The sequence below is a fragment of the Dysgonomonas termitidis genome (assembly GCF_054657735.1).
Window position 1 is genome coordinate 407,818 of record NZ_BAAHYD010000002.1, and the last position, 13,682, is coordinate 421,499.

Genomic DNA, 13,682 nt, shown 5'->3' on the forward strand with positions numbered 1-13,682 from the left:
CTGGTTATTGCAGGAGTGCGATAATTTGATTGAACCTGCTGTTTCGTCAGCAGTAGCCTAGGGCACATGCGATAGTAAGTAATGAACTCGTGTGAGAGCTGTCCCGACAATGAAGCCCTTCCGAAAGGAGAAGCCTGAACCGTGAGGGAATGGCAACGAGCGTAAGCATTATATGCTCTGGGAGCTAGGCTGAATGGTATGAATAACATAATGTGAACCGTTGATAAACGTCGTCACTTCGAATGAGCCGTTAACGATGCTGGGCTCAACCCAAAAGGGACGCAGTCGGCTAACCTTCTCCACGCTAAGGTTACACGAACATAATGACTGCCGGCGGATAGACGGATTCTAACCCATTCATTTGTCACTTACAGGGAACATGGTAAGCCCGTATTTCTCCTGCCAATAGCAGGTAAGCCGACCGTAAGGAACGCCGAATGGGATGCGGGTATAGGAATGTGGAAAAAGCGAACGCTTCCCTTGTAATGAGGGAGATACGGATTGAGCCCTGCTCATGGATTGAGCAGGACAATATCATTCGGCACGAAAGTGGGCTGACTTCCACAAGGTGACTTTTTACAAGAAACTTTTAGAACTTATTTAAAGAAGAAAAGCAAATGAACGACATTAAAACATCGTGTGCATCTACTGACCAAAAGTGGGACACCTGGCTCGATATCAATTGGGACAAGTGCCAAACTTCAGTTGATAAGCTACAAGCGCGTATTGTAAAAGCTCAGAAAGAAGGCAGATACGGCAGGGTGAAAGCTTTGCAGTGGACGCTGACGCATTCGTTTTACGCCAAAGCATTGGCTGTAAAACGTGTTACATCTAATAAAGGCAGTCGAACTGCGGGAGTAGACCGTGCAACATGGTCAACTCCGAATGCTAAATTTCAGGCAATCAGTGAACTGAAAAGACGGGGGTACACTCCCCAACCGCTAAGACGGATACATATTAAAAAGAGTAACGGTAAATTAAGACCTCTTGGAATTCCTACAATGAAGGACAGGGCGATGCAAGCATTATATCTGCTTTCATTAGAACCTGTTGCCGAAACTACGGCAGACAGTAATTCTTACGGATTCCGCAAAGGAAGAAGCACATTTGATGCAAGGCAACAATGTTTCTGCGTATTATCAAAGAAAACTTCTCCCGAGTGGATTTTGGAAGGGGATATTAAAGGATGCTTCGACCATATCAGCCATGAATGGCTTATCAACAATATCCCAATGGATAAGGCGATGTTAAAGAAATGGCTCAAATGTGGCTTTGTATTCAATAAAGAACTGTTTCCGACAGAAGAAGGAACACCTCAAGGCGGAATTATTTCTCCAACTCTGGCTAATATGACCTTGGACGGATTGCAGGTAATGCTTGCAAAGAAGTATCACAAGAAGTTCGTAAACAGGACAACGACCTATTATCCCAAAGTTCATCTGGTACGCTATGCGGATGATTTTATAATCACAGGCAGGACTAAAGAAGCTTTGGAAGAAATCAAACCAATGGTGGAGGAGTTTCTTCAGGAAAGAGGGCTTACCCTCTCAGAAGAAAAGACGAGGATGACTCACATAACAGAAGGTTTTGATTTTCTGGGGTACAATATCCGTAAATACGACAATGGGAAACTTCTAATCAAACCATCGAAGGAAGGGCTAAAGAAATTCATGAAGAAAATCCGTGGAATTATAGATTCCAACAAGGGTAGCAAACAGGAATCTCTAATACGGCTCTTAAATCCAGTAATTGTTGGGTGGGTAAACTACTACAAAAGTTGTGTGGCTTCTGAAACTTTCAGTAAAGCTGATTACCTGATATTCGAAAAGTTATGGCAATGGGCAAGAAGAAGGCATCCAAAAAAAGGTAAAAATTGGGTTGCAGACAGGTATTTCACAAGAATTAGAAATAGGAACTGGTGCTTTGTGGCGAATTTCAAGAAGAAAGGGAAAGATGATAGAATCGTCCTTAAACGCCTGTATGATACAAAGATTACCTTCTATGTTAAAGTGAAAGCCGAATCGAATCCGTTTGACCCCGAATGGGATACATATTTCAAAGAGAGGGAAGAGTACAAGATGCTCAAACATCTCGATGACAAGAAGCCCTTGCTACACCTATGGAAAAAGCAGAAGGGGATATGTCCTTTATGCGGAGAACCGATTGACATAAATGATTACTGGGGAACTACTGAAAAGAAAACGACTCCAGAAAAACAGAATCATTTAGTGCATGATAGCTGCCGCAGAAAGAATGACCAATTAAAAAGATGTAACAATGAGCTGGTTTCTAGCAAATAGAAATTTTAAGTTGCTTGAGCCGTATGAAGGGAAACTTTCACGTACGGTTCTTAGAGGGGAAAGCTCCCGCAAGGGAGCTGACCTACTCGACAAAGCCTTGTCTTCTCCGAATATGGCAGCCTACCTCAAATACCTCTATAAAACCGTTCGGAAATACTTCGGGGAGGCCATTGTTGTGACGCAGGAAGTGGACGATATTATCTCATCCCCGATTGTCAAGGAAGCCATTATCAATAACTCCGACTGCAAAATTTTGCTCGACCAGCGGAAGTATATGAACAAGTTCGATTCGATACAGGCACTACTGGGTCTGACTGATAAGGAGAAAGCCCAGATACTCTCGATTAATATGTCCAATAATCCAAGCCGTATATACAAAGAAGTATGGATCGGGCTTGGCGGTATGCAGTCGGCTGTGTATGCCACGGAAGTCTCCGCGCAGGAATACCTGACGTATACGACCGAGGAAACCGAAAAACTCGAAGTGATGCGCCTGGCGGAAAAACTGGGAGGGGATATAGAGTTGGCGATTAAGCAGCTATCAGCCCCCTAATTGCCTCGCCTTCGCTTCGGCGAATTAAAAATCGACGGAATGTAATGTAGTCAACAGATGTTTCCCACAAGGGGGACTTTAGGTAAACCACGATAACAAAACGAATAATTTATTCTATTAACGTATTAAAAATTAGCTGAATATGAGAACAAAAATCTTCATATTGTGCGTAAGCTGTATGCTTATGGCAACGCAGGTCAAGGCCCAGTGGGCGGTATTTGATCCGAGCAACCTGGCCCAGAGCATCGTCAATACGACCCGCAACGTCACCCAGACAACCACGACGGCCACGAATATGGTCAAAAGTTTTCAGGAAGTTCAAAAGGTCTATAATCAGTCGAAGCAGTATTATGACGCGTTGAAAGCTGTAAACGGCTTGGTAAAGGATGCCAAAAAAGTGCAAAAAACCATCCTGATGGTAGGCGAAATATCCGATATCTATGTGCATAACTATCAGAAGATGCTGTCCGATCCCAATTACTCTGTAGAGGAACTGGGCGCCATTGCCAACGGTTATGCAAAGCTGCTGGAGCAAAGCAATGATGTGCTGAACGAACTGAAAGGAGTAGTCAATATTTCAACGCTTTCCCTCTCGGATAAAGACCGTATGGATGTGGTCAACAGTTGCCATGACTCGATGCTGGAATACCGGAACCTTGTCCGCTACTATACGAATAAGAATATCGGCGTTTCGTACCTGCGGGCCAAGAAGAAAGGAGAAACAGCCCGTGTGAACGCCTTATACGGTAATCCTTCCGAACGCTACTGGTAGAATCCCACCCCCTCCAACCTCCCCCAAAAGGGGAGGCTTATGGCTTCCTTAGAGGGTTTGGAGGAGATAGGTATTTCAATTTTTCACTTTTCACTTTTAATTTTTCATTTAAAAACATGGATTTCGATCAATTTCATCAGACACTGCGCACGCTCTATGACCAGATGATGCCCCTGTGCGGCAATATGATCGGTATCGCCAAAGGCATTGCCGGGCTGGGAGCCTTGTTCTATGTGGCATACCGTGTTTGGCAATCCCTGTCAAGGGCTGAACCGGTAGATGTATATCCTTTGCTCCGTCCCTTCGCCATCGGTTTATGCATTATGTTTTTCCCGTCCGTGGTGCTCGGAACGATCAACAGCATTATGAGCCCGGTCGTACAGGGAACCAACGGGATGCTGCAATCCGAAACGCTGGATATGAAAAAGTACGCGGAAATAAAGGACAGGCTGGAATATGAGGCTATGCGAAGGAACCCTGAGACAGCCTACTTAGTGGATAACGATATTTTTGAAGAAAGGCTGGACCAACTGGGAATTACCGATGTAGGCGAAATAGCAGGGATGTATATCGAGCGGGGTTTGTACCAGACCAAGAAATGGATACGTGAAGCTTTCCGGGAAGTATTGGAGATTGTCTTCAAGGCGGCAGCCCTGATAATCGATGTGATACGCACCTTTTTCCTGATTGTCCTTGCCATACTCGGCCCGCTGGCTTTTGCCATATCCGTCTGGGACGGCTTCCAATCGACGCTTACCCAGTGGATCACCCGCTATATCTCCGTGTACCTGTGGCTGCCTGTGTCAGACCTGTTCAGCACGATACTGGCAAGGCTGCAATCCCTGATGCTGCAATCGGATATCGAACGGATGCAGACCGACCCTAACTTTTCCCTGGACAGTTCAGATGCAATTTACATTGTCTTTCTCATCATCGGCATTGTAGGCTACTTCACAATCCCTACTGTTGCCGGATGGATTATCTCGGCAGGCGGCATGGGCAACTTCGGTAAGAATGTGAACAGTACGGCGACCAAAGGTGCTGCAATGGCAGGAGGTTTTGCCGGAGCTGCAGGCGGAAATATTGTAGGAAGATTAAAGGGAAGCGGCAATTCCGGTAGCAGTAGTAGTGGTTCTGTTGGTGGTGGCAGCCAGCCACAAGGACGGAACTATTCAACGGGGAACGAAGGACAACCCGGCTCTTCAAGGAGGACTCCTTAATAATTAGCAAATGAGCAGTTTCGGAGATTAGCAAATGTGTTTCCATTTCCGAATTTACTAATTATCAAATTTTCAAATCAGAATTTATGGAATTTAAATCATTAAAAAATATCGAATCGAGCTTTAAGCAGCTCCGTGTATTTGGCGTTGTCTTTTTGTGCCTGTGCGCTGTTGTCGCAGGTTACTCCGTCTGGAGCGCCTATGGCTTCGCGGAAGCGCAGCGGCAAAAGATCTATGTGCTGGATAACGGTAAATCGCTGATGCTCGCCCTTTCGCAGGACTTGTCGCAAAACAGGCCTGTGGAAGCCCGCGAGCATGTCAGGCGGTTCCATGAACTGTTCTTCACGCTGTCTCCCGATAAGTCGGCTATTGAAAGCAATATCCAGCGGGCATTGTTCCTTTCGGATAAATCGGCTTTCAACTACTATAAAGACCTGTCGGAGAAGGGATTTTATAACAGGATTATTTCGGGGAATATCAACCAGGCCATACAGGTCGATAGTATTTCCTGCAATCTGGATACCTATCCCTACCAGGTGAACACTTACGCAAGGCAGATGATAATCCGTGAGAGCAATATCACGGAACGCAGCCTGATAACAACCTGCAAGCTTTTGAACTCCGTCCGCTCCGATAATAACCCGCACGGGTTTACCATCGAAGGATTCGAAATCAGGGAGAATAAGGATTTAAGGGTACTGGACAGATAATAGCCCCTCTAAATCTCCCCGGAGGGGAGACTTGGCCCCTCCTTTGGAGGGGTTGGGGAGGCTAAATAGGATACAATATGAAAGAACGAATAAAAGAACTGGGCTATTGGCTTGAAGACAGGCTCAAAGGCCTCTGCGGGGAGATTACCCCTGACAAGCGGCTGACTGTGATTTTGATTATGCTCCTGGGCTTTACAATCCTTAACCTCTACTTCACATTTACGACTATCAGGAATTTTGGAAGGGAACAGGAACGGAAGGAACAATTAAAGATAGGGCATATGGAAGGACTGGAACTTGAAAAGACAAGACCGAAAGATTTGGGATTGGATTTTTTAGACTCTGATATCGATACTCCGGTTTTGGATAGTATGAATATTGAAAAGAAGAAAAATTATGGCTGATAAACCGAAACTAAGCGAAGGACAAAAGCAAAAGCTGAAGAAATATGCGGTTTACGCATTGATGGCTGTTGTCTGCGCGGGATGTATGTGGCTGATCTATTCCCCGTCGGAGAAAGACAAGGCCGGAGAGCAGGCAGGCACGGGCTTTAACGCCGATATACCCGACCCGAAGAAAGACGGTATCGTCGGCGACAAGATGAGCGCCTATGAACAGGAACAAACAGAGCAGCGGCAAAAGGAAAGGATGCAGTCCTTACAGGGTTATGCCGATATGCTGGAGAGTTCCAAAAATGAAAAGGTGACAATCGATTTGGGAAACGCGGCAAAGGAAAGCAGGCAGGTTCCGGAGAAAGAAAAAGCCCCGGTCAGCAACTCCGTTTCCGCCTATAGGGACATCAACCGGACTTTGGGTAACTTCTATGAAAAACCGAAGGACGATCCCGAAAAGGAAGAGATGAAGAAAAAGCTGGAGGAACTGGAGGCCAGGATGCAGGAAAAAGAGAATGCCAAGAGTTCGGTGGACGAACAATTAGTATTGATGGAGAAATCCTATGAGATGGCGGCCAGGTATATGCCGCAGGCACAGAATCAGCCTGAGCCTCCCTCAAACAGTCCGAATTCCCTGAAAAGCAGGATTGAGAATTACGGCAAGGAGGCTTCCTCCAAAGATGGTAAGGCAAGGGTCAGCCCCGTCCGGCAGATACAAAAGCATACCGTATCGTCACTGGCTCAGGACATAAGTAATGAAGACCTGTTCCGGATGTATGACCAGCCGCGTAATACGGGCTTTCATACAGTAAGCGGTGAAGCCGGAGTAAGCGCCAAAAACACGATTTCGGCTGTTATCTATGACGACCAGACCGTGACCGACGGGCAAACAACACGCTTGCGGTTGACAGAGCCTTTGATGGCGGGAACAACGCTTATCCCCGAAAATACCATCCTGACAGGTATCGCCAAGGTACAGGGCGAGCGGCTGGATATACTTGTCTCCTCGATAGAGCATCAGGGTACGGTTATTCCTGTGGAGATGGTTACATACGACACGGACGGTCAGAAGGGTGTCCATATCCCCGGCTCACTGGAGCTGGACGCGGCCAAAGAGATCGTCGCCAATATGGGCAACAGCGTGGGAACAAGCTTTACCATGACGCAAAGCGCGGGGGCGCAAATCACATCCGACCTGAGCAAGGGAGCCATACAGGGCATATCGGCTTATATGCAGAAAAAGATCAGGCAGGTGAAGGTAACGCTCAAGTCCGGATACAGGGTTATGCTAATGCCAAAACAGTAAACAGTCAGCAGTGAACAGTAATCAACCGGATTAACTATACTTTTTTTAACAACCCATACTTATAACTTATAACTCATCACTTATAACTCATTTATACTTATGAAGCAGTTATTTTTAACGCTTGCCTTTATAGCAGGCATCTTTATAACAATACAGGCGCAGGAAACCCCGGACAGGCAAATACCGAAATCCTCGACGGGCGACCTGTTCAACGGACTTACACGGCCTTTGACCTTTAGCCGGATGATACCGCCATACGCTTTGGAGGTGACATTCAGTAAGACGGTGCATATTATTTTCCCTTCCGCTATACGCTATGTGGATCTGGGCTCTTCCGACCTGCTGGCGGCTAAAGCCGACGGTACGGAGAATGTGCTCCGGGTGAAAGCCGCCACACAGGGTTTTAGTAAGGAAAGCAACCTCTCTGTCATTACCGAAGACGGCAGCTATTTTTCCTTTAACGTCAAGTACGCGGACGAGCCGGTAAAGCTCTCTATCGAGATGGCCGACTTTATCCGTAACAGCGAAACCGTGAACAAGCCGGACAATACCCTCGACATCCGTATAAAGGAACTGGGGCAGGAACCGCCCGCGCTTGTCCGCCTGGTCATGAAATCCATCCACAAAAACGACCGCAGGGAAATAAAGCATATCGGATCAAAACGCTTCGGTATCCAATATACGCTAAAAAGCATTTATTCGAATGGCGGGCTACTGTATTTCCATATGCAGTTGAAAAACACGACAAATGTGCCGTTTAACGTGGATTTTATCACATTCCGGATTGTGGATAAGAAGGTTGCCAAACGCACCGCCATACAGGAACAGGTGATCCGGCCGCTCAGGGACTATAATAACCTGACGGTTATCGGCAGTAAACGCACTGAACGCATAGTCTTCGCTTTGCCGCTGTTTACCCTGCCGGACGATAAGATGCTGCTGGTAGACCTGCATGAGAAGGACGGGGGACGCCATCAGCGCTTTACAGTGGATAATGCCGACCTGGTACGGGCAAAGGTGATTAACGAACTCAAAGCGGAATAGCCATGAAGCGGATAACAGTACTATTGAATATGCTGGTGTTATTCCTGCTTATGTCAGGTAACGCCCTGGCGCAACGCGCCCTGCCGGGTATGAAAGGCATACAGGTAACGGGCGGTATGGTTGACGGAGTTTACTCGTATTCTAATCAAAGCAAAGCGGGGTATTACTTCGGAGCGGCAATGGCAACCTATGCAGGTAATGGCAATAAATGGGTATTCGGCGGGGAGTATTTGAACAGGTATTACCCCTATAAGGATACTTGTATCCCTGTGGCGCAGTTTACAGCCGAAGGAGGATATTACCTGAATATTCTCTCTGATCCCTCAAAGACTTTTTTCCTTTCATTGGGCGGCTCTGCCTTGGCAGGGTATGAAACATCGAACTGGGGTAAAAAGGCTTTGCCTGACGGGGCTACGCTTATAAACAAGGACGCTTTTATCTACGGGGGAGTTGTTACGCTGGAACTGGAAACGTATTTATCCGATAGGATTGTACTACTTCTTAATGCACGGGAGCGGGCCTTGTGGGGAAACACCACAGGCCGTTTCCATATGCAGTTCGGTGCGGGAGTCAGGTTGATGATAAACTGACCTGATACAATCTATTAACTATGTAATTATAACCAATCGATTATTCATTATCAATCATTAATTATCCATTCTAAACAATTTATAATATGAGAAAAAGAATCTTTTTTATGCTGATCCTTGCGATAGCGGGGATAGCGATTACGAGCGCACAGGTGCGTATCAGCGGTAAGGCGGCTCCCAATAGTTCCGCCGTGCTGGACTTAAACCCGGACGATAAGATAAGTGAGGGTAACGCTACACTGGGGCTTGCCTTACCGAGGGTCAAGCTTAAAGGTAGCGCAAACGCCTCTCCCCTCCAGTCGCATGTAAAAGGCATTATCGTCTATAATGTGGCGACGACAGGCGATGTCGTTCCCGGACTTTACCAGAATGACGGGACAAAATGGCTACGCCAGCCTGACGCCGTATTTATGGACGAATCGCTTAAATCGCTGGCCAGACTGCTGGCGGAAAAGGACAGTATTGTAGGCAATGAAGTGTTAAATGCGACAAGCGGAGGAGGATTAATTCGGGCAGGAGCAGGGACAAATGCTTCGCCTTATACGCTCGGCATTGCTCCGGGAGGTGTTACAAACGATAAAATAGCGGACGGGGCTATTACCATCAATAAGCTGTCCAATAAAACAATCATACATCTGGGGGATAGTATCGCCTCCAATATCTACAGCACAATATTAGGTGATACCATCATTAATTATATTACTCAAAATATAGATAATTCCGTATTGATGGACAGCGTAGTAAACGCTATCAGTAATAATAACAGCTATATCAAACAATTGATAGATAATATAGCCGTCAATGAATACAACACCGTACTGGGGGATAGTATTATCAACTATATCACAAAGAATATCGGCCTGACAAACTTAGGTGACAGCATCAGCTATTATATTACGAATAATTTCAGCACGCAATTAGGCGATACCGTAATGCAGCATATTACGAACGGACTGGATGGTTCCGCCCTGATGGATAGTATCAGTTACCATGTCAGCAATAACAATGCTTATCTCAAAGAATTGATAAACAATATTGCAAGGAATGTATATAATACGACATTGGGGGATACGCTTGTCAATCATATCGCGCATAATATAACCAACACGGTATTAGGAGACAGTATCCTGCAATATATCACGAATGACATCAGGAATACAATACTTGGCGATAGTATTATTAGTTTGGTACATGAAAACGAAAGGGACGGGGTGATAGGCAATGAAGTGACTAATGCGACAACAAACGGTGGATTAACCCGCTCCGGTTCGGGTACTGCCGCATCCCCTTATACGCTGGGAATAGCCGACAGTGGTATTACATCATCCAGGCTTGCCGACAAAAGCGTTACCGTAGGAAAGGTTAATGCCACGGGTACAGCATCAGCAACAACCTTTTTACGTGGTGACGGCTCCTGGTCTGCGCCTGTGGGAGACGGACAGGGTGTAACTTCCGTTAATGGGGCAAACGGTATTACTGTCACCAACGGTACAACGACGCCTACAGTCAGTCTTCCAGCCGGAACAACGACAGGTAATGTCTTAAAATGGAATGGTACGGCCTGGGCTTCCTCTACTGATGCGGGCATAACAAGCGAATCAGACGGTGTTATAGGGAATGAAGTGACAAACGCAACGGCTAATGGCGGTTTAACCCGCTCCGGTTCAGGCACTGCTGCCGCTCCTTATACGCTGGGAATAACAGATGGAGCCATAACCACAGCCCGGCTTGCTGACAATGCCGTTACAACAGCCAAGATTACAGATAAAAGCGTTACCATAGGTAAAGTCAATGCCACAGGTACAGCATCAGCAACAACTTATCTTCGTGGAGATGGTTCCTGGTCTGCTCCTGCCGGAGATGGTCAGGGTGTCACCTCTGTCAGCGGGTCTAATGGTATTACGGTAACAAATGGTACGACAACGCCGACTGTTAGCTTACCTGCCGGAACAACTACAGGCAATGTACTCAAATGGAACGGTACAGCTTGGGCTTCCTCGGCCGATGCGGGTATAACATCCGAATCAGACGGGATTATAGGTAATGAAGTAATAAACGCAACAACGAATGGAGGATTAACAAGGGCTGGTTCAGGCACTACTACATCTCCTTATACGCTGGGAATAACAGATGGAGCCATAACCACAGCCCGGCTTGCTGACAATGCCGTTACAACAGCCAAGATTACAGATAAAAGCGTTACCATAGGTAAAGTCAATGCTACGGGCACAGCTTCCGCTACAACTTATCTTCGTGGTGACGGCACATGGTCTGCTCCTGCCGGTGACGGTCAGGGCGTCACCTCCGTCAGTGGGGCAAACGGTATTACGGTAACCAACGGAACGACAACGCCGACTGTCAGTCTGCCAGCCGGAACGACAACCGGTAATGTACTCAAATGGGATGGCACGGCTTGGGCTTCTTCTGCCGACGCGGGTCTTACATCCGAATCAGACGGTATTATCGGTAATGAGGTAACAAATGCTACGACTAATGGCGGTTTAACCCGCTCCGGTTCAGGCACTGCTGCCGCTCCTTATACGCTGGGAATAACAGATGGAGCTATAACCACAGCCCGGCTTGCTGACAATGCCGTAACAACAGCTAAGATTACAGATAAAAGCGTTACCATAGGTAAAGTCAATGCTACAGGCACAGCTTCCGCTACAACTTATCTCCGTGGCGACGGTTCTTGGTCTGCTCCTGTGGGTGACGGACAGGGTGTAACCTCCGTCAGCGGGTCTAATGGTATTACGGTAACAAATGGTACGACAACGCCGACTGTTAGCTTACCTGCCGGAACGACAAGCGGGAATGTCTTAAAGTGGAACGGTACGGCTTGGGCTTCCTCTGCTGACGCAGGTATTACAAGTGAATCAGACGGAGTTATCGGCAATGAAGTGACAAATGCGACAACGAGTGGAGGACTAACAAGGGCAGGTTCAGGCACTGCTGCCGCTCCCTATACATTGGGAATATCGGATGGAGCTATAACTACCGCCCGGCTTGCTGATAACGCCGTGACAACAGCTAAGATTACAGATAAAAGCGTTACCATAGGTAAAGTCAATGCTACGGGTACAGCTTCTTCAACAACTTTCCTTCGTGGTGACGGCGCTTGGTCTGCTCCTGCTGGAGACGGACAGGGCGTCACCTCCGTCAGCGGAGCAAACGGTATTACCGTAACTAACGGTACAACAACACCGACTGTTAGCTTACCAACCGGAACAACTACAGGCAATGTACTCAAATGGAACGGTACAGCCTGGGCTTCTTCTGCCGATGCTGGTCTTACATCCGAATCGGATGGTATTATAGGTAATGAGGTTACTAATGCAACAACGAGTGGCGGTTTGGTTCGGGCAGGTTCAGGCACAGCTACATCTCCTTATACATTAGGTATCTCAGACGGGGCTATAACCACAGCCCGGCTTGCTGACAATGCCGTTACAACAGCCAAGATTACAGATAAAAGCGTTACCATAGGTAAAGTCAATGCTACGGGTACAGCTTCTTCAACAACTTTCCTTCGTGGTGACGGCGCTTGGTCTGCTCCTGCTGGAGACGGACAGGGCGTCACCTCCGTCAGCGGAGCAAACGGTATTACCGTAACTAACGGTACAACAACACCGACTGTTAGCTTACCAACCGGAACAACTACAGGCAATGTACTCAAATGGAACGGTACAGCCTGGGCTTCTGCTGCCGATGCTGGTATTACAAGCGAATCGGATGGCATAGTAGGCAATGAGGTGACAAATGCAACAACGAGCGGAGGACTAACAAGGGCAGGTTCGGGCACTGCTGCCGCTCCCTATACATTGGGAATATCGGATGGAGCTATAACTACAGTACGAATTGCAGATAATGCTGTAACATCCGCAAAAATATCGGATGGCACAATTGCCGATGCTGATATAAGCGCAACTGCAAATATTACGGGAACGAAACTTGCCGACAAAAGTGTAGCGGTTGCAAAGGTTAATGCTACAGGTACTGCATCAGCAACAACCTATCTGAGAGGCGACGGTACATGGTCTGCCGGAGACGGCCAGGGTGTCACTTCCGTTACCGGGGCAAACGGTATTACTGTTACCAATGGCACAACGACGCCGACTATCAGCCTGCCTGCCGGAACAGCAAGCGGGAATGTACTTAAATGGAATGGTACAACCTGGGCTTCCTCTGCTGAAACTGGTATCACAACAGAGGCAGACGGGATCATAGGAAATGAAGTTGTTAACGCCACGACAGATGGCGGACTTGTGCGTGCAGGTGCGGGGACAGCCACTGACCCTTATACTTTGGGCATAGCAGACAATGCTATTACATCGGCCAGGATAGCTAACGGCACGATCAAGGCTGAAGACTTGAACGGTATGGGCGCAAGTAACAGGCAGGTACTTGCCTACAACGGTTCGGCCTGGGCTCCTTCTACAAATTATGCCTCGCCGACAACGATTACATCCGGCTCTACAGCTACAGGCAGCATCACCTCCGGCGGTTACAGCGATATATATACATGGAGCGACCTTGTACCGGGATTATATAACCTGCGCGTCAGGACAAACGGAAACGGCACGGCCAGGTTCAAGCTGGCATCGGATGTGGCCTTCGGTACTTCCGTCCTGTTCGAGATCAATGGCGATTCAGCAGACCATACGGCGGAGATCATGTTCAACTTTGTTTATACGGGCACATTAAGGCTGAAAGCGGATTGTACGGGCAACTGTCCGACCCGCCTGTTTAATTTATACCTGGCGCGGTTTTAATAAACAAAATGTATAAAGTAAAA

The 13,682-nt window shown here is 47.3% G+C and carries 10 protein-coding genes and 1 pseudogene; 10 read left to right on the plus strand and 1 reads right to left on the minus strand.

All coding sequences use genetic code 11. The annotated features are described in order from the left end of the window. Positions 1-357 precede the first annotated feature (357 nt). The gene (locus tag ACYQ3L_RS05890) at positions 358-516 is read right to left on the minus strand and encodes a hypothetical protein (RefSeq protein WP_379997275.1); all 159 of its coding nucleotides are present in this window, start codon (positions 514-516) and stop codon (positions 358-360) included. Positions 517-617: 101 nt separating this feature from the next. On the opposite strand from ACYQ3L_RS05890, the gene ltrA reads away from it, so the two are divergent. From ltrA to ACYQ3L_RS05940, 10 genes and pseudogenes are all read left to right on the plus strand, one after another. Further along, positions 618-2,300 (plus strand): group II intron reverse transcriptase/maturase, encoded by a 1,683-nt coding sequence (gene ltrA / locus ACYQ3L_RS05895; protein WP_379997273.1) that lies wholly within the window; start codon positions 618-620, stop codon positions 2,298-2,300. An 88-nt stretch (positions 2,301-2,388) separates the two neighbouring features. Then, positions 2,389-2,853: pseudogene (locus tag ACYQ3L_RS05900) on the plus strand (TraG family conjugative transposon ATPase); the annotation flags it as partial. 142 nt (positions 2,854-2,995) lie between these two features. Further along, on the plus strand, positions 2,996-3,625 hold the full coding sequence (locus ACYQ3L_RS05905; protein WP_379997269.1) for a DUF4141 domain-containing protein: 630 nt from the start codon (positions 2,996-2,998) through the stop codon (positions 3,623-3,625). Between the two features lie 116 nt (positions 3,626-3,741). Beyond that, positions 3,742-4,845, plus strand: coding sequence for a conjugative transposon protein TraJ (gene traJ, locus ACYQ3L_RS05910; RefSeq protein ID WP_379997267.1), 1,104 nt, complete (start codon positions 3,742-3,744; stop codon positions 4,843-4,845). Positions 4,846-4,931: 86 nt separating this feature from the next. Next, positions 4,932-5,555 (plus strand): conjugative transposon protein TraK, encoded by a 624-nt coding sequence (gene traK, locus ACYQ3L_RS05915; protein WP_379997265.1) that lies wholly within the window; start codon positions 4,932-4,934, stop codon positions 5,553-5,555. 77 nt (positions 5,556-5,632) lie between these two features. Continuing rightward, complete coding sequence (locus ACYQ3L_RS05920) at positions 5,633-5,959, plus strand: TraL conjugative transposon family protein (RefSeq protein ID WP_379997263.1); 327 nt, start codon at positions 5,633-5,635, stop codon at positions 5,957-5,959. Then, a complete protein-coding gene (traM, locus tag ACYQ3L_RS05925; protein WP_379997262.1) occupies positions 5,952-7,253 on the plus strand; it encodes a conjugative transposon protein TraM in 1,302 nt (433 codons plus the stop codon). The genes ACYQ3L_RS05920 and traM overlap by 8 nt, the downstream gene beginning before the upstream one ends. Positions 7,254-7,352: 99 nt before the next feature. Continuing rightward, on the plus strand, positions 7,353-8,297 hold the full coding sequence (gene traN / locus ACYQ3L_RS05930; protein WP_379997260.1) for a conjugative transposon protein TraN: 945 nt from the start codon (positions 7,353-7,355) through the stop codon (positions 8,295-8,297). Between the two features lie 2 nt (positions 8,298-8,299). Next, positions 8,300-8,887 carry a conjugal transfer protein TraO gene (locus ACYQ3L_RS05935; RefSeq protein WP_379997258.1) on the plus strand — a complete coding sequence of 196 codons (588 nt, stop codon included), beginning with the start codon at positions 8,300-8,302 and terminating at the stop codon, positions 8,885-8,887. A gap of 86 nt (positions 8,888-8,973) precedes the next feature. After that, entirely contained in the window at positions 8,974-13,659 is a 4,686-nt protein-coding gene (locus tag ACYQ3L_RS05940; RefSeq protein ID WP_379997256.1) for a beta strand repeat-containing protein, read from the plus strand. Positions 13,660-13,682: the final 23 nt, after the last annotated feature.